General features: G+C 72.2%; 18 protein-coding genes. 9 read left to right on the top strand and 9 right to left on the bottom strand.

The annotated features are described in order from the left end of the window. Positions 1-312 precede the first annotated feature (312 nt). Entirely contained in the window at positions 313-1,089 is a 777-nt protein-coding gene (locus AC2XR2_RS20165; RefSeq protein WP_449353580.1) for an SIS domain-containing protein, read from the bottom strand. 205 nt (positions 1,090-1,294) lie between these two features. Between AC2XR2_RS20165 and AC2XR2_RS20160 the strand changes: the two genes are divergently transcribed. Then, positions 1,295-1,987 carry an iron-dependent transcriptional repressor DtxR gene (locus AC2XR2_RS20160; protein WP_330266159.1) on the top strand — a complete coding sequence of 231 codons (693 nt, stop codon included), beginning with the start codon at positions 1,295-1,297 and terminating at the stop codon, positions 1,985-1,987. Positions 1,988-2,499: 512 nt separating this feature from the next. Continuing rightward, positions 2,500-3,411: an alpha/beta fold hydrolase gene (locus AC2XR2_RS20155; protein ID WP_449353581.1), complete on the top strand. Its 912-nt coding sequence runs from the start codon at positions 2,500-2,502 to the stop codon at positions 3,409-3,411. Positions 3,412-3,473: 62 nt separating this feature from the next. On the opposite strand, the gene AC2XR2_RS20150 is transcribed toward AC2XR2_RS20155, so the two are convergent. The 4 genes from AC2XR2_RS20150 to AC2XR2_RS20135 all read right to left on the bottom strand — a co-directional run bounded on the left by AC2XR2_RS20150 (position 3,474) and on the right by AC2XR2_RS20135 (position 9,260). Beyond that, positions 3,474-6,056 (bottom strand): hypothetical protein, encoded by a 2,583-nt coding sequence (locus tag AC2XR2_RS20150; protein WP_491515900.1) that lies wholly within the window; start codon positions 6,054-6,056, stop codon positions 3,474-3,476. A 160-nt stretch (positions 6,057-6,216) separates the two neighbouring features. After that, complete coding sequence (locus tag AC2XR2_RS20145; protein WP_491515899.1) at positions 6,217-7,806, bottom strand: transporter; 1,590 nt, start codon at positions 7,804-7,806, stop codon at positions 6,217-6,219. After that, positions 7,803-8,573, bottom strand: coding sequence for an ABC transporter ATP-binding protein (locus AC2XR2_RS20140; protein ID WP_330266163.1), 771 nt, complete (start codon positions 8,571-8,573; stop codon positions 7,803-7,805). Before AC2XR2_RS20140 ends, AC2XR2_RS20145 begins: the two co-directional genes overlap by 4 nt. 24 nt (positions 8,574-8,597) lie before the next feature. Then, entirely contained in the window at positions 8,598-9,260 is a 663-nt protein-coding gene (locus AC2XR2_RS20135; RefSeq protein WP_330266164.1) for a bifunctional DNA primase/polymerase, read from the bottom strand. Between the two features lie 306 nt (positions 9,261-9,566). Here AC2XR2_RS20135 and AC2XR2_RS20130 point away from each other — a divergent pair, with 306 nt between their 5' ends. Beyond that, the gene (locus AC2XR2_RS20130) at positions 9,567-10,952 is read left to right on the top strand and encodes an NsdA family TPR-like regulatory protein (protein WP_330266165.1); all 1,386 of its coding nucleotides are present in this window, start codon (positions 9,567-9,569) and stop codon (positions 10,950-10,952) included. Positions 10,953-11,135: 183 nt separating this feature from the next. After that, a complete protein-coding gene (locus AC2XR2_RS20125) occupies positions 11,136-12,959 on the top strand; it encodes a hypothetical protein (protein ID WP_491515898.1) in 1,824 nt (607 codons plus the stop codon). 54 nt (positions 12,960-13,013) lie between these two features. Here AC2XR2_RS20125 and AC2XR2_RS20120 read toward each other — a convergent pair whose 3' ends face one another. Next, a complete protein-coding gene (locus AC2XR2_RS20120; protein WP_491515897.1) occupies positions 13,014-14,366 on the bottom strand; it encodes an ABC transporter substrate-binding protein in 1,353 nt (450 codons plus the stop codon). Between the two features lie 117 nt (positions 14,367-14,483). Here AC2XR2_RS20120 and AC2XR2_RS20115 point away from each other — a divergent pair, with 117 nt between their 5' ends. Beyond that, complete coding sequence (locus AC2XR2_RS20115) at positions 14,484-14,984, top strand: SCO4402 family protein (protein ID WP_123761481.1); 501 nt, start codon at positions 14,484-14,486, stop codon at positions 14,982-14,984. Positions 14,985-15,030: 46 nt separating this feature from the next. Next, positions 15,031-15,912, top strand: coding sequence for a formyltetrahydrofolate deformylase (gene purU, locus AC2XR2_RS20110; RefSeq protein WP_330266168.1), 882 nt, complete (start codon positions 15,031-15,033; stop codon positions 15,910-15,912). A 165-nt stretch (positions 15,913-16,077) separates the two neighbouring features. Here purU and AC2XR2_RS20105 read toward each other — a convergent pair whose 3' ends face one another. Both AC2XR2_RS20105 and AC2XR2_RS20100 read right to left on the bottom strand, forming a co-directional pair. Further along, positions 16,078-17,481 (bottom strand): MDMPI N domain containing protein, encoded by a 1,404-nt coding sequence (locus AC2XR2_RS20105; RefSeq protein WP_491515896.1) that lies wholly within the window; start codon positions 17,479-17,481, stop codon positions 16,078-16,080. After that, positions 17,478-18,068: a sigma factor gene (locus AC2XR2_RS20100; protein WP_381300923.1), complete on the bottom strand. Its 591-nt coding sequence runs from the start codon at positions 18,066-18,068 to the stop codon at positions 17,478-17,480. Before AC2XR2_RS20100 ends, AC2XR2_RS20105 begins: the two co-directional genes overlap by 4 nt. 313 nt (positions 18,069-18,381) lie before the next feature. Between AC2XR2_RS20100 and AC2XR2_RS20095 the strand changes: the two genes are divergently transcribed. Together AC2XR2_RS20095 and AC2XR2_RS20090 are read left to right on the top strand one after the other, a co-directional pair. Next, entirely contained in the window at positions 18,382-18,762 is a 381-nt protein-coding gene (locus tag AC2XR2_RS20095) for an STAS domain-containing protein (protein ID WP_330266171.1), read from the top strand. Between the two features lie 139 nt (positions 18,763-18,901). Further along, positions 18,902-19,414, top strand: coding sequence for an EF-hand domain-containing protein (locus tag AC2XR2_RS20090; RefSeq protein WP_381300921.1), 513 nt, complete (start codon positions 18,902-18,904; stop codon positions 19,412-19,414). A 273-nt stretch (positions 19,415-19,687) separates the two neighbouring features. On the opposite strand, the gene AC2XR2_RS20085 is transcribed toward AC2XR2_RS20090, so the two are convergent. Beyond that, positions 19,688-21,190 carry a class I adenylate-forming enzyme family protein gene (locus AC2XR2_RS20085; protein WP_491515895.1) on the bottom strand — a complete coding sequence of 501 codons (1,503 nt, stop codon included), beginning with the start codon at positions 21,188-21,190 and terminating at the stop codon, positions 19,688-19,690. Between the two features lie 130 nt (positions 21,191-21,320). On the opposite strand from AC2XR2_RS20085, the gene AC2XR2_RS20080 reads away from it, so the two are divergent. Further along, positions 21,321-22,454: an acyl-CoA dehydrogenase family protein gene (locus AC2XR2_RS20080; protein ID WP_491515894.1), complete on the top strand. Its 1,134-nt coding sequence runs from the start codon at positions 21,321-21,323 to the stop codon at positions 22,452-22,454. Positions 22,455-22,485 lie beyond the last annotated feature (31 nt).

The raw sequence follows: 22,485 nt of genomic DNA, 5'->3' as shown, positions 1-22,485 counted from the left end.
TCCACCGGTCCGCCGCCCGCGCGAAGCCCATCTAGCCGGCAGTCGGCACCACGGCACCGCCGGCACAGGCCACACGTGCTCGCTTCGCCGCGGTGCCGGCCGGAGCACACCGTCAGCGCCGACCACGAAGGTGAACGGTTCGGCCGGCTCCGCCGCCGACCGCTCGGCGACCCAACCGCTGAACTCGGCCGCCGAGCTGATCCGGCACCCGCCGTCGCCAGGCCGGACCGCGGTCTTCAGCTCGGCCGGTCCGACATGGCGGTAACTCCGCTCGCCCACGGCCGCTCACCCGGAGTCCGTCCGGCGCACCCTTCAGTGCCGGTAGAAGATCCGGTCCCCGTACTCCTCGAAGACCCGGTCGTTCCACTCCAGGCCGCCGTCCACGTTGCCCGAGCGCAGGAGGGGCGGTTGGATGCCGCGGGACGCGAGGGCGCCGGCCGCTGTGGCCATGACTGCCTGGAGCAGGGCCGAGGTCACCACCGTGGAGGCCGGGGCGAAGGGTGCCGGGACGGTGTCCAGGGTGAGTTCCGCGTCGCCGACGGAGATCTTGGAGTCGAGGACGACGTCGCAGTGGTCCTTGAGGAAGGTGCCCGAGCTGTGGCGGGGCTTGGTCGCGGTCGTGTAGGCGACCGACGTGACGCCGATGACCTTGACGCCGAGGCCGCGCGCGGTCAGGGCCATCTCGACGGGGAGCGCGTTGCGGCCGGACAGGGAGATGATCACCAGGGCGTCGCCCGCGCGGAGCGGGGAGCAGCTCAGGACCGCGCTCGCGAGGCCGTCCACCCGCTCCAGGGCGGAGCCCAGGGTCGCGGGCCTGACGTCGACGCCCACGACCCCCGGCACGGTCAGCAGGTTCATGAGGGCCAGTCCGCCGGCCCGGTAGACGAGGTCCTGCGCGGCGAGCGAGGAGTGTCCGGCGCCGAAGGCGAAGAGGCGGCCCCCGGCGGCGACGGTGTCGGCGAGCAGTTCACCGGCCGCCGCGACGGACTCGCCCTCCTCGTCCCGGACCCGTTCCAGGAGCCCGATCGCGGCGTCGAGGAACTGCCCGGACAGCTTGCCGTCAGCGCGCGTGGAGCCCGTCTCGCCCATGCGTCATCAACCCTTCGTCGCTATGTCGCGGATCACCGTGCGGTCTGGACCACTGGGATGTCAATACGGTCGCGAGCCTGCTCGTCACCGCTCGGTTACACCGGCGCGGCACGCTTGTCAGTGGTATCCGGCAGAATTGACGCCAGGGCCAGCGCACGCGCCGGGAAGCTGTCGTGCTTCCGGCAGATCTCATCAAGGGGCACGTATGTCCGGACTGATCGACACCACGGAGATGTATCTCCGCACCATCCTCGAGCTGGAGGAGGAAGGTGTGGTCCCCATGCGCGCCCGGATCGCCGAGCGGCTGGACCAGAGCGGACCCACGGTCAGCCAGACCGTGGCGCGGATGGAGCGTGACGGCTTGGTGTCCGTCGCCACCGACCGGCACCTGGAGCTGACGGACGAGGGCCGTCGGCTGGCCACGCGCGTCATGCGCAAGCACCGCCTCGCCGAGTGTCTGCTGGTCGACGTGATCGGCCTGGAGTGGGAGCAGGTCCACGCGGAGGCGTGTCGCTGGGAGCACGTGATGAGCGAGGCGGTGGAGCGTCGGGTGCTGGAGCTGCTGCGCCACCCGACCGAGTCGCCGTACGGCAACCCGATCCCGGGCCTGGAGGAGCTGGGCGAGAAGGACGGCGCCGACCCCTTCCTGGACGAGGGCATGGTGTCGCTGGCCGAGCTGGACCCGGGTCTCGACGGCAAGACGGTCGTCGTACGCCGTATCGGCGAGCCGATCCAGACGGACGCGCAGCTGATGTACACGCTGCGCCGCGCGGGTGTGCAGCCCGGTTCGGTGGTGAGCGTGACGGAGTCGGCCGGCGGGGTGCTGGTGGGCAGTGGCGGTGAGGCGGCCGAGCTGGAGTCGGACGTCGCCTCGCATGTGTTCGTGGCCAAGCGCTGAGCGGCGCCGCGAGGGGGTGGCGCCGGTTCTCCGCGGCCGGAACCGGTGAGGCGGTCGCGGCGGTTCCGGCTCCGTCGAATCCGAGATTCGCGGTGCGGAATCGCAGCGCTTCGACGCTTCCCGTGCGAGGCTGTCGCGTGAGGCATATGACCTGAGGGGGCGGGCGGATGTGCCGTAGACGTGTGGATGGCCCCGGCACCTTTCGGCGCCGGGGCCTGTCCTCCCCTGTGCTGACCCGGAGCCCCGAGCTCCCAGGGTCATTCCCCTCGGACCGATTTCCCCGAGCGGTCCGCCTCCCGCTGAAGATCTCCCCTCGGCGGCGGCGATCATTCCTTGAGTGCGGTCACTCGAACGAGGGGTGTTGCCGCGCGAGAACCCATTTTCGAATACGCATTCGATAGTCTGGGTGTGACGGGGCGCGGGGGACGTGCGCTGCAGGGATGGGCGACGAGAAAGCGGCGGACAGGGCAAGCACGGCAGGCACATCAGTCAGGGGGGCCAGGGGGGTGCCAATGGCGCGGCGCATCGACGTGACCGGGGCGGGCGGCGTACGTCTCGCGGCCTGGGAGTTCGGCGATCCTCCCAAGACCGACCCGGCGGACCCGGCCACGCACGCCACCGACCCCCCGGAGAAACGATCACCCGGGGTGCTCTTACTCCACGGCCTGATGGGCCGTGCCTCGCACTGGGCGTCCACCGCCCGCTGGCTCTCCGAGCGGTACCGGGCCGTCGCGCTCGACCAGCGCGGTCACGGCCAGAGCGACAAGCCCCCTCGGGCCGCCTTCACCCGTGACGCGTACGTCGAGGACGCCGAAGCCGCCCTCGAACAGCTGGACCTGGCCCCCGTCGTCCTCATCGGCCACGCGATGGGCGCCCTGACCGCCTGGCAGCTCGCCGCCCGGCGCCCCGACCTGGTCCGCGGGGTGATCATCTGCGACATGCGGGCCTCCGCCCTCGGCGCCGCCTCGCAGCGGGAGTGGGGCGAGTGGTTCAGGACCTGGCCGGTCCCCTTCGCCACCCTCGCCGACGTCCGCAAGTGGTTCGGCGAGGACGACCCCTGGGTGGAGCGGCCCAACCCGGCGCGCGGTGAGTTCTACGCCGAGGTGATGGCCGAGTCCCCTGACGGCTGGCGTCCCGTCTTCGAGCCCGAGCAGATGCTCCAGTCCCGTGAGACCTGGGTCTACGACGCCCACTGGGAGGAACTCACCCAGGTCAGGTGCCCCGCCCTGGTCGTCCGCGGCCTCGACGGCGAGCTGGGCCGCGCCGAGGCCCAGGAGATGGTCCGCGTGCTGCCCCGCGGCCAGTACGCCGAGGTCGCCGAAGCGGGCCACCTCGTCCACTACGACCAGCCGGAGGCCTGGCGGGCCGCCATAGAGCCCTTCCTGGACGGCCTGGGCGACCTGGAGCCCACCGACACCGACTGAGGCTCCTCGCCTCGCGACGGACCGGCCCCCGGCGGATCGGGTCCACCGGGGGCCGGACGCGGTCAGCGCACGTCGACGTAGTCACCGCCGGCCGTGGCGGTCGCGGTGGTGACACTGCCCGCGAAGGAGTAGCGCCAGTAGCCGTCGGTGGTCGCCTTGACCGTGGTCTTCAGGTTCCCGGTGCTGTTCGTCGTGACCGTCTTCACGGTCGTGTACGTGCTCGCGCCCTTCTTGCGGAACTGGAGCCGGACCTTCTGACCCGCGTACCCGTGGAAGCCGCCGAGGGTCTCCCAGTCGGCCCGGGACAGCTTCCCGGTCACGGTGAGGGTCTTGTTCCTGGCGATCGGCTCGGGCGAGGCGTTGACCGTGAGGGCCGCGTCCCGCAGCACCGGCACCGACCGCACCGCGTGCCGGTCGGTGAACCCGCTGCCGTCCGCGGACTCGGCCCAGGCGGCCGTGTTCCAGGTGCCGGCCAGCGCGTTGCGCCCGAAGTTCCAGCGGGGCTGGATGTAGGCGAACTGCGCCGTGCAGGTCGCCGTCGTCGCGTCGACCCTGGTGCAGGACGCGGGCCAGCTGCCGTAGAGGACCGCGCTCGGGGCGTCGTAGGACCCCTTGTAGAGGTACAGGTCGCCGCCCGCGATGCCGGACGGGTCGGTGGCGGTGAACTTCGCCGTGAACTCCTGGAGCGGCTGGTCGTGGAGCCGGACCGGCTTGCCGCCGTTGACGACGACGTCGGAGATCCGGGTCGAGCCGGCCGTCTCGTCGCCCGGCCGGGCGGGTCCGGCGAAGGCCCGCACGAGGGTGCGGCTGAGGCTGCCGCCCAGGTCGTCGACGGCGGTGACGCGCAGGGTGACGTAGGCGGCGTCGGCCGGGACGGTGTACTGCGCCGAACCGTCCGCCGCGAGCGGCAGGTCGGTCCAGGTGGTGCCGCCGTCGGTGGAGGCGGCGAGGCCGGTCACGCGCGTGTGCGCGCTGTCGGCGTCGGCGTTGCGGGTGGCCGCGGTCGCGGTGACCCGCACGGTCCCGGCGGCGGCCCGGCCCGAGCCGTCGAGGCCCGAGACCTTCACCGGCGCGTCGATCAGCGGCAGCACCCGCCCGGCGACCCCCGCGGAGGTGCTGCTCGCGCGGAACGTCCAGGTGGTGCGCACGTCCGTGGCCAGCCGCGCGTACGGCACCCGGCGGTGCGTGGACTGCTCCAGGGTGTACGACTGCTCCCGCACCGGCAGCGCCGAGGAGGTCAGCGAGTGGTACGCGTCGATGCCGGAACCGTCGGCGTAGACGACGCCGTCCGCGCCGGTCACCCGGTACGAGGAGCGTGCGCGGCCGTCGGTCCCCTGGTGCCCGTCGGCGTCACCGAAGGCGCTGCCCTCGTCCAGGTAGAGCCGGTGGTTGTAGAGCTCCGAGCCGGTGCCCTCGCCGAGGACGGGCTGGAGCGGGGCCGCGCCCAGCGTCTCGCCCGCGCCGGTGCCGGCGGACAGGGTGCGGGGCGCCAGGTTGAGGTACTGGTCGAAGGTGCCGTAGTCCAGGATCCGGCCGTACTCGACGCCCGGGGTGACGTACTCGGTGACCGAACCGGCCACCGGCACCGCGTTGCCGACGTAGACGCCGGTCCACTCGCCGAAGTCGGGCACCGACTGGAGGAAGGCGGTCGTGCGGGTGCCCGGGGCGCCGATCTTGGTGACCGTCCTGGCCAGGGAGGCCTGGGTGACCTTCTTGACCGGTGAGGTCGGCACGGTGGTGGTGAAGCTGTGGGTGAGGTCGTAGCGGTAGGGGCTCGGGACGTTCGCCGAGGAGCCCTTCTTCGCCAGCACGTCGTGGATGCGCAGGGAGACGCCCGGCATGGTGAACGGCGTGACGTACACCTTGGCGTCGGCGTCACCCGCGAAGCCCGCCAGGTCGCCGCCCGGCATGCTCAGCCAGACCGCGGCCGACTGCCGGGTGGCGGTGGTGTCGTCGGTGCGGATGCCGGTCTCCTTGGCCGCCCGCTGGTCGAAGCTCACCGTCTTCGCTGCCGAGCTGACCGTGAAGGACTGCGCGAGCAGATAGCTCGGCTGGAGGAAGTCGGAGTGCAGCGCCACCGCGAAGTAGTCGCCCGGGGGCAGCTTGACGCTCGACGTCGGCCCGCCCCCGTCGCTGTTGACCGGGTACGAGGTCCAGTTCGTGCGGTTCCAGACGTAGAACAGCTTGCTCGCCACGTAGTCCGCGTGCGTGATCGTCAGCTTGACGGAGTACGTCCCCGCGGCGGCGGCCGTGGTCGTGGTCGTCGAAGCGGTGGCGGTGGCCGGCTTCAGCGCGAGGCTCGCCGGCTCCCGGTCCGCCGCACGCTCGGCGCTGGGCCGCACGGTGAGCCGGCCGTCGAGCGACGCGACCGAGTAGCGGGTCCGCTCCGCGCGGTCCGCGGCGGTGATGCGCAGGTTCCGGCCGCCGACCAGGCCGACACGGTCGCCGTTGCTCAACTCGACCCTGTCAGCGCCCGGTCGAGCGCGGACCACCCCTGTGCCGGCCTTCGCCGGAGTCTCCCCGGCCTGCACCGGAGACGCCCCGGTGTGCACCGGAGCGGCCCCGGCCGAAGGCGCGAGCAGGACCGACGCGGTCAGTACCGCCCCGCACAGCCCCGCCCCGACGGATCTTCGAACACCGTTCATGAATAAGCCCCCTTGCCCCTGATCCCCTGGTCCCGCGATCCCCTTGGTCCTGCGATCCCCTGGTCCCCGTAGCGACCTTCCCGGTCCACACCCCACAGGAGTCGCACAGTTCACTCTAGACAGGGGGTCCGACACCGACCCCGGCCGCCCCGACGATCCGTCAGCCCTTGCTGACTGCCGTCAGGATCTCCGGCAGCAGCCGGGCCGTCCGCGGTGCCGCCAGCCGCAGCCCCGCGAGGGTGATCACGGCCCCGTAGACCGCGCCCACCGGAAGCAGCACCCAGCTCCACTTGTCGCCGCCCGCGCTGACGTTGGCCCAGACCGCCAGGGCGATCACCGGAGCGCACAGCAGCGCGGCCGAGACCATCCCGCCGACGATGGCGGCCGCGGCGAGCCCCGCCTGCCCCGGGGCCACGTTCTTGTGGCCCTCCTGCGGAATCGAGTACGGGAAGCGCGCCGACGTCCACGCCCCGGTCGCCAGCATCGCCCCGAGCAGCGCGAAGGACATGCCGAGCACCTCGGGCAGCTTCGGCCAGTCGCCGATCAGCGCGGTCGTCACCACGGTGACGAGCGTGGCGTACGGCAGGGTGATGACCAGCAACGCCAGCGCACGCGCGCGGAGTTCGACATAGGCGTCCCGCGTGGAGGAGATGGTCAGCGCGACCATCCAGAACGCGGAGGTGTCCTGCCCGAACTGGTTGTACATCTGCACACCGAGCATCCCGGCGGCGAAGCAGGAGAAGTAGATCGACCCGGTGCCCTGCACCGCGTTGAACACCGGCACGATCAGACCGATGGCCAGCGAGGTCACCCACGCGGCCTTCGTCTTGGGGTCGCGCCACACATAGCGCAGACTGCGCTCCATCACGGTGCCGGTGCGGCCGCCGGGCAGCAGCCGCGCGAGCCCGGTCGAGGTCCGCTCCCGGGCCGCCCCCTGGACGGACGGCAGCGTGGAGCCGTCGGGCGAGGTCATCAGCCGGGTGAGATGACGCGACCAGAGGGCGAGCAGACCGGCCAACGCGACCACGGACAAGGCGAGTTGCAGGACGGCGATGCCGTACGACCCCTCGCTCGCCGAGTCGACCGCCCCGATCGCGGAGGCGGGCGGGATCCACTCCAGCACCCCGGCCGGCCCGTCCAGCTGCCCGAGACCACCCTCGCCTAGCCGCTGCGCACCGAAGTTCACCACCTGCGCCCCGACGGCGATGACCAGTCCGCTCAGCACCGCCAGATCACGGCCCCTGCGACTGCTCAGCAGCCGGAGGTTGGCCACCGCGACCGCCCGCGCGAGGGCCACGCACACCAGCAGCGCGAGCAGCACGGCGACCACGGAGATGACGTACGCCACCACCCCGTGCGCGACGGCGACGACGGACCCGACGAGCATGCAGAGGGTGAACACCGGCCCGATGCCGACCAGGGAGGCCACCAGCAGTGCCCGCACCAGGGGCCGGGGCCGCAGCGGCAGCATCACCAGCCGGGTGGGGTCGAGGGTCTCGTCGCCGCCGGGGAAGAACAGCGGCATGACGGCCCAGCCGACCGCGAGGACGGCGACCAGGGGGACGACGACGGCCTCCGCGTGCTCGTTGCCGCGCAGCACGACCAGCCCGATCAGCTGGAGGGCGGAGAAGAGCAGCACGGCGACGGCCGAGCCGATGTACGCGGCCCGCCGCCCACCGGACTGCCGCAGACCGTTCCTGAGCAGCGACAGCTTCAGCCGTACGACGACCGGGGTGATGTCGGTCGTCATCGGGCCCCGCCGCCCAGCCAGTCGAGATCGGACCCGGTGTCCCGCCCCTGCGCGCCGACGAGTTCGAGGAACGCCTTCTGCAACGAGGGGGCCGAACCCCGCACCTCGTCGAGCGTGCCGTGGGCGCGGATGCGGCCGGCGGCCATGACGGCCACCCAGTCGCACAGGGACTCCACGAGCTCCATCACGTGCGAGGAGAAGACGACGGTGGCGCCGGAGCCGGTGTACCGCTCCAGCACGCCCCGGATGGTCTGCGCGGAGACCGGGTCGACTCCCTCGAACGGCTCGTCGAGGAAGAGCACTTCGGGATTGTGGAGCAGGGCGGTCGCGAGCCCGATCTTCTTCCGCATCCCGGTCGAGTAGTCGACGACCAGCTTGTGCTGGGCCCCCGCGAGATCCAGCACGTCGAGCAGTTGGGAGGCCCGCCGGTCGACCTCGGCCCCGGGCAGCCCCCGCAACCGCCCGGAGTAGGCGAGCAGTTCCCGTCCGGAGAGCCGCTCGAACAGCCGCAGTCCTTCGGGCAGCACCCCGATTCTGGCCTTCACCGCCACCGGGTCCTGCCACACGTCGTGGCCGACGACGGAGACGGACCCCTGATCGGGCCGCAGCAGCCCGGTCACCATGGAGAGAGTGGTGGTCTTCCCGGCTCCGTTGGGCCCGACGAGCCCGATGAACTTCCCGGCAGGCAGCTCCAGGTCAATCCCGGCAACGGCCACCTGCTGCCCGAACCGCTTCCAGAGCCCCCGCACACTCACAGCCGACGTCATGAACGCCAACCCTAGAGGTGTGTCTCACCTGTCCCGACCGCACGCATAGGCGAGCGGCGAGATCAACTCCTCCGCGTCCGGCAGCCAACGGTTGGCGGGCGTCGGACGACAGGCCCACTGCACGGCCCCGGACGACCCGAACCGGGTAGGCGGCGCCGCAACGTACGCCCCCTCCCCGAGCGCGACCAGATCAAGGGACGACGGCGCCCAGCCGAGCTTCCGCACCAGGTCCGGCACCTTCACCGACGCGCCCGGCAGCACGAAGAACTGCATCCGGCGATCCGGCGTCAACGTCACCGGCCCCAGCGTCAACTCCATCCGCTCCATGCGGGCGAGCGCCAGGAATCCCGCGGTCTCCGGGACGGAGATCGCATCGAAGGTCCGGCCGGTCGGCAGCAGGATCGACGCCGTCGGCTGCTTCTGCCACATCCGGCGCGCGACGGTCGCACTGCCCGTGGCCTGCGTCGCCCAGTCCTCCCGAGAGGGATGCGCCCCCGGCGCGGCGCACGCGGTGTCACCGCAGGAGCACCGCTGCACCCCGTCGACGGCTTCCAGCCAGGTCCCGGGGAAGACGTCCCAGTGGCGCTCCTCGGCGTATCGTACGGCTGTCTCCAGCAGCGATTCCCCGCGCTGCTTCGGAATCTGAGCGGCCTCGGGGCCCGCGATCGTCTCTTCCACGCTCAACACAACTCCCGCGCCCACCTCGGGTTACGGCTGTAGCGCGCGCGGGGGAGGAGCATTGATTCGGCATCTGGGGCGCATGGATGCACGTGTGGGGGCGCGCGGGAGGAACCGGGGCGTGAGCTGGGTAGCCACGAGAGGGGCAGGCTTCTGCCTTTACCCCGGCAATCCTCGCATGCCTCGCATTTTAGCTGTCTCCGCGGGGCATTGATCTTCACGGCCGGATCTTTTCGTTCACACCGACGAGGTCCGGGAGTGGAAGACACGTCAACTCGGTGCGTGGGCAGGCACCGCAGCCACAGGGGGTACGCCATGGCCGCAAGGCCACTCGTCGCGCGACAGCCGAACGAACGGCTGCAGGCGCTCATCCAGGAGGCGGGGTGCTCGAACGCCGGGCTCGCCCGCCGGGTCAACATGTGCGGCGCCGAGCACGGCCTCGACCTGCGCTACGACAAGACTTCCGTGGCCCGTTGGCTACGGGGACAGCAACCCCGGGGCAGGGCACCCGCGATCATCGCGGAGGCGCTCGGGCGCAAGCTCGGCCGGACAGTCACGATCGACGAGATCGGCATGGCCAACGGCAAGAACCTCGCCTCCGGGGTCGGCCTCCAGTTCTCGCCGACGGTACTGGGCGCCATCGAGCAGGTGTGTGAGCTGTGGCGCAGTGACGTGGGCCGCCGGGACTTCCTGTCCGGCTCCTCGGTCGCCGCGTCCGCGCTGGTCGAGCCCAGCCGGGACTGGCTGATCTCCTCGCCCGACTCACAGGTGGCACGCCAGGCGGGCCCGCGCGTGGGCCAGTCCGACGTGGCGGCCGTGCGCGCGATGACCCAGGCACTGGTCGACCTCGACCACCAGTACGGCAGCGGACATGTGCGCCCGGTCGTCGTGCACTACCTCAACAGCGTGGTCTCCGGGCTGCTCGCGGGGTCGTACCGGGAGGCCGTCGGGCGGGATCTGTTCGCCGCGGTGGCCCGACTGACCGAGCTCGCCGGGTACATGGCGATCGACACCGGGCAACCGGGCCTGGCCCAGCGGTACTACATCCAGGCGCTGCGGCTCGCGCAGGCGGCCGGCGACCGCGGGTACGGCGGCTATGTGCTCGCCGCGTCCATGAGCCATCTCGCCGCGCAGCTCGGGAACCCGCGTGAGATCGCGCAGTTGGCGCGGGCAGCGCAGGAAGGGGCGCGGGGCCGGGTGACACCGCGCGCGGAGGCGATGTTCCACGCGGCGGAGGCCCGCGGGCACGCGCTCATGGGCGATGCGCGGGCCGCCCAGGCGGCGTCCGGGCGGGCCGTGAGCGCGCTGGAGGCGGCGGACCCTTCCTCCGGCGACGACCCGGCGTGGATCGCGCACTTCGACGAGGCCTATCTGGCCGACGAGTTGGCGCACTGTCACCGTGACCTCGGCCAGGCCGACGCGGCGGCGCGCTGCGCGCAGGAGTCCCTGGACGGGCTCCCGGAGAACAAGGCGCGCCGCAGGGCGATCGGTTACGTCCTGCTCGCCACCGCGCAGGTGCAGCAGCGCGAGATCGAGCAGGCCTGCAACACCGGCCTCAAGGCGGTGGAGTTGCTGGAGACGGTCCGCTCCAACCGGGGCGCGGAGTACCTCGACGACTTCCAGCAGCGCCTGGAGCCGTTCCGGGACGAGGCCGTGGTCAGGGAGTTCGGGGCCCGGCTCGACCTTCAGGCGGCCGCGTAAGGGAGGACGTGAACGAGGGGGACATACAGCGGTCGCGAGCCCGGAACTGTCACGGGATCTCCCGGGATCTGTTACCGCCGTCACAGGGGCGCAGGTCACGGCCTGTGCTACGTGGCACCGGGCTCGGAGGACCCGGTAGCGTGAGCCGACGATTCCGAAGTTCCCCCATAAGTAGGAGTCCCGGTGACGCAGAGTGGACAGGGCGAGCAGCCCTCGGCGCGCGAAGCGCGCGAAGGCATCGTGCTGCCCTCCGACGGCGGGGAACCCCTGCTGCCGGGACAGACGGGCGGCTACGGCACCCCGCAACCCGGCTACGGCACCCCGCCGCAGGGCGGCTACGGCGCCCCGCAACAGGGCGGGTACGGGGGCTCCGCGCAGAACGAGTACGGCGGCTCCGCGCAGGCGGACCCGTCCGGTCCGGCGCCCGACGCGGCGTACGGCAGGCCGTCCGGCGGCCCGGCGTACGCCCAGCCGCCCGGCGGTCAGGCCTGGGGCACCCCGTGGGGCCCCGACCAGCAGCAGGGCCAGGCCCAGCCGCCCGCCCAGGACTGGTCACAGCCGACCGCCCAGACCTGGGGCACCCCGCAACAGCCCGGCGGCATACCGCAGTCCCAGCCGCTGCCCCCGCAGCAGTCCGCGCCGGGCTACGACACCGACGAGCCGACCTCCTACTACCTTCCGCCGGTCGGCCAGCCCCTCCCCTCGGCGCCCGCAGCGCAGTCCCAGCCGCTGCCCCCGCAGCAGGGCCAGGTAGCGCCCTACGAGGCCCCCGGCGCCGCTCCCGCGCCGCAGCAGCCCGCACAGCCCGCTCCGGGCTACGACACCGACGAGCCGACGTCCTACTACCTCCCGCCCGTCGGCCAGCCCCTCCCCCCGGCCTCCGGTACGCCCGCCTCCGCGCCGCTGCCGCCCGTCGACGAGGGCGCCACGCAGTTCATCCCGCCGGTGCAGGCCGCGGCTCACGAGGGCGCCACCCAGTACCTCCCGCCCGTCCGCCCCGGCGCCCTCCCGCCCGAGGCGGGGCACTTCCCGGGGCAGGCCCCGCAGCACCCGCAGGCCGCGTACGGCGCGCAGGCCCCCGGTGCCGGTCCGCTCCCGCCCACCGCGCCGACCGGTCCCGACGCCGAGGCCACCCAGTTCATCGCGCCCGTGCCCGGTCAGGCCCCCGGCGGTGACCGGCAGCCGCCCTCCGACTTCGACAACCTCTTCCGCGGCCAGGGCACGGACGCCGGTGCCGCGTCCACCCAGCAGATGCCGCGCTTCGCCCAGCCCGAGGCCGCGCCTCCCGCCTACGGGGGCCCGCAGCCGTCGTACGGCGCCCAGCAGCCGCCGTACGTCCCGCCGGGCGGTGACGGCTACGACGACGGCCGGGGTGGCCGTGGGCGGTCGCGGGTGCCGGTGATCGCCGCCGTGGGCATCGGGATCGTCGTGCTCGGCATCGGCGCGGGCGCACTGCTCGCCGGCGGCGGAGGCGGCGACGGGGGCGACAAGAACCAGACCGTGTCGGCGACGGCCCCGGCGACTGACGCGTCTTCCGCGCCGGCCGCGGACCCGGCCAAGGCGCAGGCCGTCGAGCTGGACAAGCTGCTCGCCGACAGCGGCAACAGCCGTTCCTCGGTGATCAACGCGGTCGCCGACGTGAAGTCCTGCAAGAACCTTCCGCAGGCCGCCCAGGACCTGCGGGCGGCGGCGAGTCAGCGCACCGGACTGGTGACCCGGCTCCAGGGCGTCCCGGTCGACCGGTTGCCGAACCACGCCGAACTGACCGACGCCCTCACCAAGGCCTGGCAGGCGTCCGCGTCCGCCGACAACCACTACGCGGCCTGGGCCGACCAGGCGGCCGGCAAGAAGGGCTGCAAGAAGGGCCAGGCCCGCACCACGCCCCAGACCGCGGCCGGCAACCGGGACAGTGGCACCGCCAGCACCGAGAAGGCCAGGGCGGCCCGGCTGTGGAACGCCATCGCGAAGAAGTACAGCCTGACGGAGCGCTCGGCGACCCAGCTGTGAGGCGACGGGCGGGGGCGCCTTCCGCACCCCCGCCCGTCGGTCGCTTCGGTCGCCTCAGTCGATGTCGGCGTGCTGGAGGGTCTGCGTCACGTCGGTGAAGCCCTTGCGGGCCGCGACGAGCTGGCCCTGGCGGACCACCTGCAGGGTCACGTTGGCGTTGACCATGCGTGGGAAGCCCACGGAGGCGAGGTGGTTCGTGGAGCTCCAGGTGTCCCGGGGCCACTCCAGGGTCGGCGTCAGCCCGCCGGTCGGGATCTTGAGGCCGTCGTTGAGGGCGCCCCGCACGCTGTCGGCGGTCACCTCACCGCCGCCGAGCGACTCGACGGCCTTCCTGAACACCGTGTAGGCGATCCAGGTGGTCTGCACGCCCGCGTCCGCCGAGTCGATGCGGTTGTCGCCGAAGGCCTCCTTGCTGATGACCTTCTTCATCGCGTCCCAGCGGGCGTCGCTCTCCACCGGGTACCAGCCCGTGATGTACGACCCCTCGTAGGGCCCCGAGGCCCCGCCGGACGCGTCGATCTCCGTCTGGTCGACGCTGCCCATCGCCACGGCCGTGCGCACCCGCGGGTACTCGGCGCGGGCCCGTCGGAAGGAGTCCATGAAGGTGCTGGTCCGGTCGCCGAGCGCGGGCACCACACACCCCTCCTTCACCGGACGGGCCCCCGAGCCGCCCGAGACCGCGGTGCCGGACGTCGCGCCGTCCAGCGCCGTCGTGGACTGCGCCGAGTACTCGTTGGCGTCGTCCGCCGCCCGCACGTCGCTCGCGGCCCGGTGCCCGCCGCTGGTCAGCCCGGAGTCCAGCAGCACGGGCAGCTCGTCGCCCGCGATGGTGTCGGGCCGTACGAGGGTGACGTTGCCGCAGTCCCTGGCGAGCTCCTTGCCGAGACCGGCCAGCAGGGTGGGCTGGCCGCCGTTGACGGGGTAGGAGAGCGGGCTGGTGAACTCGGCGTTGGTGACGCCGTAGCCGCCGATGTAGGGGATGCCCGCGCCCTCCAGGGGCGGGAAGAAGGAGTCGCCGTACTGGCTGTAGGAGCCGACGACCGCGACGACGTTCTCCTTGACCGCGCGCCGGGCGCACTTCGCCGCGGACACGCCGTCGTTGTTCTCGTTGCAGGTCAGGACGGTGAGCTTGCGGCCGTTGATGCCGCCCGAGGCGTTGACCCAGCGGGCGTAGGCCTGCGCGAAGGCGGGCATGCCGGGCTTGTTGGTCGCCTCGGTGCCCGAGGGGGCCCAGGTCATGACCTTGATCGGGTCGTCCCCGGAACCCCCCGTGGTACCGGGGACGACCCCGCAGCCGGTGGCGAGTGCGGCACACACCGCCACCGCCCCCGCCGCGAGGGCGATGGGTCTGACGGGCCGGTGGTGCCGGGGGAGGAAGGTGCTGCGGATGCGTCGCCTACCGGTCATGGACCCACACGCTTCCGTCACACTCCCAACTCGGGAGTGACCCTCGGTCAACGAACGGTGACGTAAAGGTGAACAGCGGGGGCCTGTGGGGCAGGTTCGGGCGAGAACGTACGATCGGTGACCGTGCAAGGTTCGGAGAACTCTTCCCGTCGCGGCCGTCGCTCCTCCACCATGGGCGGCATGCCACTGAACGACATGCCGTGGTGGCGCTGGCGCAGCAATGTGCGCTCCGCGCTGCACATGCTCTCCGACCCCGCGTTCCAGCAGAACGTCTGGCTGACCGGCGTCGAGGGGTACGGGGACGTCACCGACGCCGTGTACCGCCTCGTCGAGGACACCTGGCTCGACAACTGGTCCGCCGAGAAGTACGTCGGCACGATCTTCCGGGACTCCCAGGAGGCGGCCCTCGTCGACACCGCCGTCCTGCGCGTCCTGCGGATCATGCACCAGGTCGGTCCGGACGCCCCCGTCTCCGTGTACATGGAGAACCCGGGCTGGCCGGACGCGGTGCGGGCGGCGCGGGACGCGCACGTGCGGATGGCGATGGCCGACGGGGAGGACCCGGACGCACCGCCGCGCACGCTCCAGGTGCTCCAGATCATGACCCGGTCCGCGTGACGGACGCGGTGTCTGCCGGAACGGCGGATATGCGACCCTGTCCAGCATGAACGCGCAGTCCACCCGAGCCGAGGCCCCGGCCGAGCAGTACGTCCTGACCCTGTCCTGCCCCGACAAGCAGGGCATCGTGCACGCCGTGTCGAGCTACCTCTTCATGACCGGCTGCAACATCGAGGACAGCCAGCAGTTCGGCGACCACGACACGGGACTGTTCTTCATGCGCGTCCACTTCTCGGCGGAGGCGCCGGTGACCGTGGACAAGCTGCGCGCGTCCTTCGCGGCGATCGGTGACTCCTTCCACATGGACTGGCAGATCAACCGGGCCGAGGACAAGATGCGGGTCGTGCTCATGGTCAGCAAGTTCGGGCACTGCCTGAACGACCTGCTGTTCCGCGCGCGCATCGGAGCCCTGCCGGTCGAGATCGCCGCCGTGGTCTCCAACCACACCGACTTCGCGGAGCTCGTGGGGTCGTACGACATTCCCTTCCACCACATTCCGGTGACGCGGGAGAACAAGGCCGAGGCGGAGGCTCGACTGCTCGAGCTGGTGCGGGAGCAGGACGTCGAGCTGGTCGTGCTCGCCCGGTACATGCAGGTCCTGTCGGACGACCTGTGCAAGCAGCTGAGCGGCCGGATCATCAACATCCACCACTCGTTCCTGCCGAGCTTCAAGGGTGCGAAGCCGTATCACCAGGCTCATGCGCGGGGTGTGAAGCTGATCGGGGCGACGGCGCACTATGTGACCGCCGACCTCGACGAGGGGCCGATCATCGAGCAGGAGGTCGAGCGGGTGGGCCACGACGTCACGCCGGACCAGCTGGTGGCGATCGGGCGGGACGTGGAGTGCCAGGCGCTGGCGCGGGCCGTGAAGTGGCATGCGGAGCGGCGGATTCTGCTGAACGGGCGGCGGACGGTCGTGTTCGCCTAAGAGCTCGGGGCCGGCTGTCGTGGGGCGGCTGCGGGTGGTTCGTGGTTGCTCGCGCAGTTCCCCGCGCCCCTGAAGGCACGTCCACTGCACGTACTCAAGGGGCGCGGGGAACTGCGCGACCAGCCCCCACTCACCCGCAGCCGCCGACGAAACCGCAACCGGCCCCTACATCCGGCTCAGGCTCGCCGCCGCGAACAGGACGTCCCTGATCGCCTCACGGTCACCCCGTTGCCCCGCCGCCGCCTCCGCCGGAGGCACATGTCCCGCCGCCAGCTGGCAGAACTCCACGCCGTCCAGGGCGACATGGGCCACCTCGTGCTCCGCCGAACCCACCGCCGCGGGGGAGTCGAGCGGGATCAGCCACTCTCCGCCGCCATGGCCCTCGATCTCCAGCCGCAGGGTGCGGCCGGGATCCCCCGCCGGGACCAGGTGCCGCCCTGGGCCAGGTGACGCCAGGCCCTTCCGGCGCCGTTCCGCCAGGACCGCCGGCAGCATCCGCACCCCCAGGTCGATCATCTTGTTGAGGTGGCGGGGGGACGGGGGTTCGTACGGGTAGTCGACCGCCTCCGCGATGTCCTCCGCGTGCACCCAGCACTCGAAGGCGCGGTCCAGCATCGCGTCGTGGAGGGGGAGGTCGAAGTCGCCGTAGGGCACGGTGAGTCCGCCGGAGGTGCCGCCGGTGAAGGACACCGTGCGCACGAGGTCGTGGCTCTGCTCGCGCCAGGGGGTGCGCACGGAGCGGGTCGGCGGGAAGTGCGACGCGCGCCAGTACGCCTCGGTGCGGCCGGCCGGGGTGGGCGTGTCCGCGGGGACCTCGCCCATGGGGTCGTCCAGGCCCAGTGCGACCGCGACGAGGCCGTCGACCGACAGCAGGTGGGCTATGACCCCGGCGACCGTCGTACGGCGGCTCGTGGCCTCGTCGGCGTCGAACCAGCGCAGCCGCACCGGGGCGTGCCACTCGGCGTCGCCGAAGTCCTGGAGCAGGGCGTCGAGACGGGCGGTCTCGGCGTCGTACGGCGTGGCCCACTTCGGGATCGGGATGCGCGGCGGGCGCCGGTCGAGGCAGCCGTCGAGGACGCGGGTGCGCAGACCGGGGTCCAGGTCGAGGCTCTCCGGGCGCTGGAGCAGCCCGACGGCCCCGCGCAGCCGCAGTGCCTCCTCGGCGCAGGTGCCGCAGTCGCCGAGGTGGTCCTCCACGGCGGCCGTCTCCTCCGCCGAACACGCGGCCAGTGCCCAGGCCCCGAGCAGTGACTTCAGCACCTGGTGCTCCAGCACGAGGGGTGCGGGCCGGGGCAGTTCGTCCAGCTCGGGCAGCGGACGACCGGTGTCCTCGACGGAGGCGCGGGGCAGCGGTATGCGGGGCGGCTGGTCGGGCCGGTCGGAGGAGCCGTCGCCGCCGTCCGTGCCGTCGCCGGAGCCGTCTCCGGTGGCTCCGCTGAGCTCGTGGTCCTCGTGCTTCTCGGGCTCTTCCGGGCGGCCCCGGGACGTGCTGCGCTCCTCGGCCGCGTCGCCGGAGCCGTCCTCGGGTCCCTCGCCGTGCTCGTCGTACGCCTCGAAACGGTCGCTCACGCCGCGCCTCCGTATCCCGGCGGCGCCCCCGGCGCTCCGGAGTCGTGGGCGGTCGACAGGAGTTGGAGGCCCAGGCGGAGGCGGCGGCGGGCCTCGTCCTCGGTGATGCTGAGGTCGGCGGCGGCCTGGCGGTAGTCGCGGCGCTGGAAGTAGGCCAGCTCCAGGGCGGCCCGCAGCGGGGTGGGCATGGCCTGGACGATGTAGTCGGCGCGGGCGGCGACGGAGGCGCGGTGCACCTTGCGCTCCAGCTCCTCGGTGTCGGCGACCGCGCCCTCACCGCCCCGGGTGAGCGCGGCGGTCTCGGTGGCGCGCAGCCGCTGCACGGCCAGGCGGTGGGTCAGTCCGGCGACCCAGGAGCGCAGCGGGCCCTGTTTGGGGTCGTAGGTCTCGGGGTGCTCCCAGACGTGGGCGAAGACGTCCCGGGTGATGCCGTCGGCGGCGCGCTCGTCTTCGAGCACGCGGTGGGCGAGACCGTGCACAAGTGAAGCGAAACGGTCGTAGAGCTCGCCGAGGGCGGCCGCCTCACCGCGTGCGAGCCGCTGCTGCATCTTGCGGTCCCAGCGGGGCGGTGCGTCCTTCTTCGCCATACGGCCCCCTCGCCCTGGAAGTGTCCGAGTCAAGCCTGAGCCCACCGTCTCCTCGAATGTAGTCGGCACCCCCGACGGCGCACGCCCCTTTGTTCCAATGCGCGCCCCCCGAGGGGCCGTGAGTGGTAGTGGACCTTGCCTACCCCTTCGCTCTCTGATCAGACCCGATCGAACAGGATCGAAGCCGACTAAAACAAGCCTCTTTCGAACGATTTCCGTTTCTCGGTCTGTGTTTCAGGGAACGGCCGCTGGGCAGCCGCGCTCCAAGGAAGCGTAGGGAAGGCTTCCGGTTGCTTACCGGCGAATGAAGGGCATGGTGGTGGCGTTCAAGGTGACCGGCGACGAGCAGGCCGACTGGGCCGTGCTCCGGGTGTCGGGCGAGCTGGACCTGGTGACCTCACCGGTGCTCCGCCAGCACGTCCACGACGTGGTGGCCGAGGGCCGTCACCGTCTCGTCCTCGATCTGTCCGAGGTGTATTTCTGCGACTCCAGCGGTGTCGGCGTGCTCATCGCCTCCCGTCGGCTGATCCGCTCCTGCCAGGGCGAACTGCGCCTGATACTGCCGGCCCAGGGCGCCGCCGACGGGTCCCACGTCAACCGCGTCCTCGGGGCGCTGGGGGTCCGCCGGCTGTTCGAGGTCCATCCGGACCTGGACTCGGCGACCGACGAGGAGGCGGGACCACTGTCCGCATAGGCCCCGCCTCTGCCACACCGTTGTCCCGAAATTCCCCCGGTCCTGGTACAAGCGTCGCCTTCCGGCCCCCGGCGTGCCGCGCGCGTCGTACGCTCCGTGCGAGACGCACCCGATGTGATGTGAGGCGGTCCGAAGAGACATGGTCAGCAGCGAGTACGAGCGCCGGATCGCCGGCCGGTTCGTCACCTTCGACCAGGACGGCAACGGCTACATCGACCGCGAGGACTTCAACGTGGCGGCCAAGGCGCTGCTCACGGAGTTCGGCACCACGGCACGCTCCGACAAGGGGCAGGCGCTGTACGCCGGCGCGGAGGCGTTCTGGCAGGGCATGGCCGGGATCGCGGACCGGGACGGCGACCAGCGGATCACCCGGGACGAGTTCGTGAACGGCGCGGTCAAGCGGCTGCGCGACAACCCGGACCGGTTCGCCGAGATCGCCCGCCCCTTCCTGCACGCGGCGATCGACGTGGCCGACCAGGACGGCGACGGCCGCGCCACAGTCGAGGACACCGCGCGCGTGCTCAGGATCCTGGGCGTCGCCGAGGAGCTCGCGCACACGGTCGCCGCCGGTCTGGACGGCGACGGCGACGGCAAGGTCGGCGAGGCCGAGATCGTGCCCGCCTTCGCGCGCTACTTCACGGTCCCCGAGTAGCGCCCGCCAGCGCCTGTCCGGCGGATCGGGCCGACCGCGGGGACGACCCTGACGGGCCTGAGCGGGATCTGGTACGCCGGGCGGCCGCAAGGCGGCACTTGCCGGGACGGGCGGTGTCGTTGCGGAGGGCACTTGCCGGGACGGGCGGTGTCCCAGCTGGGGGGCCTCCTTGCCGGGCGCCTGGGCGCCGCGCGTCGCCGACCGACGAGGACGCGGGGGACCGGTGCGGCCGGCCCCGCGAGCGCCGGCGTGGTCCGCCGGACGGGCGCTACCTCACCGGCCCCCGAAGCGCTCCCTGAGCTTGTACTTGAGGACCTTGCGCAGGGTCTCGTTGCGCGGCAGGGCGTCCACCACCTCCAGCTGCTCCGGCAGCTTGTGCGTCGACAGCCCTTCCGCACGCAGATGGTCGGCTGCGGCGTCCAGGGTCAACTCCTCGGCGCCCGCGGGCTGTTCCACCACGGCACACACGCGCTCCCCGCGCTCGGCGTCCGGCAGTCCGATCACCGCCACGTCCCCGACGGCCGGATGCGCGGCCAGCAGGTCCTCGATCTCCTTGGCCGAGATGTTCTCGCCCTTGCGGATGATCACGTCCTTGAGCCGTCCGGTGAGCACGAGATGGCCGCTGTCCGTCACGAACCCCAGGTCCCCGGTGCGCAGATAGCCCTCCTCGTCGAAGGCCTCCGCGGTCTGCGCCGGATCCAGATACCCCTGGCACACCGCCTCCCCCTTCAGCCGCACCTCCCCGTCCACGATCCGTACGGACATCCCCTCCGGCGGCCGCCCCTCGGTCGTCGCCAGGTTCTCCACCGTGTCGTCGGGCGCCCCCATGGTGATCATCGGCACCTCGGTCATGCCGTACCCGTGGGTGAGCTGCACCCCCAACTCCCGTACGACCGCGTGGTAGACCTCGGGCGGCTTGGGCGCCCCGCCCCCGGCGAGCAGGCGCAGTGTGGGGATGATCCGCTCCTCCGGCCGCTTGCGCTGCTCGGTGAGGAACATCGAGTAGAACGCCGTCGAACCGCCCGCCACCGTCACCCCGTGCCTGCGGTACCCCTCCAGCGCGTCCGGCAGCGCGAACTGCTCGAACATCACCGCCGGGAAGCCGTACAGCAGCAGCATCACGGTGTAGTCCGGGCCCGCGATGTGCGCGTACGGGAAGGCCATCGAGCCCACGTCGTCCGCGGTCAGGCGCAGCGCGTGCGCGAGGCAGGAGCCGCCCGCGATCAGCGAACGGTCCGTGTGCAGCACGCCCTTGGGGTCGGAGGTGGTCCCCGAGGTCCAGTAGATCCAGCGGACCGAGGTGCCGTCGGCGGGGGGCGCGGGCAGGACGGCCGGATCGCCGTCCGGGAGGTCGTCGTACGCCTCGAAGATGCCCTTGGCGCCGAGCCGGCGTGCCATCTCGGCGTGGTCGAAGCCGCGCCAGACGCCCGGTACGGCGAAGAACTCCGCCTTCGACTCCCGGAGGGCGAAACCGACTTCGCGGTCCCGGTAGAAGGGGATGACCGGCGACTGCACGGCGCCCAGGCGGGCGAGGGCGAAGGAGAGCAGGGCCGTCTCGATCCGGGTGGGCAGCTGCCAGGCGACCACCGTGCCGGGGCGTACGCCCATGTCGTACAGGCCGGCCGCCACCCGCTCGGCCCGGGTGCGCAGTGCGCCGAAGGTGAGCGCGCGGTCGTCCTGGAGGAGGACCGGGCGGTCGGGGGTCAGGTCGGCGCGGCGGGCGACCAGCTCCCACAGCGTGCGGGACGCGCTGAGCGCGTGGGCGGTGTCGGTCACGGCGGCCCCCTCCAAGGAACTGACGGGCAGTCAGATCGTGCGCAGAGCGTAGGGCGGGACGCCTTGTCGGTCCAGGGGTACGGGACTTAGCCTTCCAGGAACTGACGGTTCATCAGATAGGGCGGCTGTCATGGACCTCGCGTACACGCCGGAGGAGGAGGAGTTCCGGGCGCGGCTGCGGGAGTGGCTCGCCAAGGCGCTCCCCACGCTCCCGCCGAAGCCGTCCCCACGGGACTGGCCCGGCCGCAGGACGTACGACCTCGGCTGGCAGCGCATGCTCTACGACGCGGGGTACGCGCACGTGCACTGGGACGCCTCTCCCACCACCCGGCTGATCTTCCTGGAGGAGACCGAGAACGCGGGCGCGCCCTACGTGGGCGCCGGGTTCGTCGGGCTGCTGCACGCCGGGCCGACCATCGCCGCCGAAGGCACCGCCGAGCAGCGGGAACGCTGGCTGCCGCCGATCCTGCGCGGCGACGAGGTCTGGTGCCAGGGGTTCAGCGAACCGGACGCCGGCAGCGACCTCGCCGCCCTGCGTACGCGGGCGCGCAGGGACGGCGACGACTATGTGGTGACCGGGTCCAAGATCTGGACCTCGCACGCCGAAGTGGCGGACTGGTGCGAGCTGTTGGTGCGCACGGATGCGGCCGCGCCCAAGCATCGCGGGATCACGTGGCTGGCTCTTCCCATGTCCGCGGCGGGCGTCGAGGTGCGGCCGCTGCGGACGCTGGCCGGGTCCACCGAGTTCGCCGAGGTGTTCCTCGACGAGGTGCGGGTGCCGGTGGCGAACCGGGTGGGCGCGGAGAACGACGGGTGGCGCGTGACGATGGTGACGCTGTCGTTCGAGCGGGGGACGGCTTTTGTGGGGGAGGTGGTCGCGTGCCGGCGGGTGCTGCGTTCGGTTGCCGCGGCGGCCCGGGACAACGGGTGTTGGGACGACCCTTCGGTGCGGCGGAGGCTGGGGCGGCTCAACGCGGAGTTCCGGGCGTTGTGGCGGCTCACGCAGTGGAACGTGAGTGAGGCGGAGGCGAGTGGTGGGGTGCCGGGGGTGGGGGGTTCCGTCTTCAAGCTCCGGTACTCGCATGCGCGGCAGGAGTTGTACGACGCGGCGGCGGATGTCCTGGGTGCGGACTCCCTTGATCTGGAGCGGCCCTGGGTGCTGGATCGGTTGTCCTCGCTGTCGTACACGATCGCTGCGGGGACTTCGCAGATTCAGCGGAACATCGTGGCCGAGCGGGTTCTCGGGCTGCCGAAGGGGCGGTAGCGGTTGAGGGCCGGGTGCGGGTGCGTTGTGG

Source organism: Streptomyces sp. LS-MS-L19 (assembly GCF_058382285.1).
Note: the sequence above shows the minus strand (reverse complement) of the source record. Positions and strands in the feature narration are given on the sequence as shown.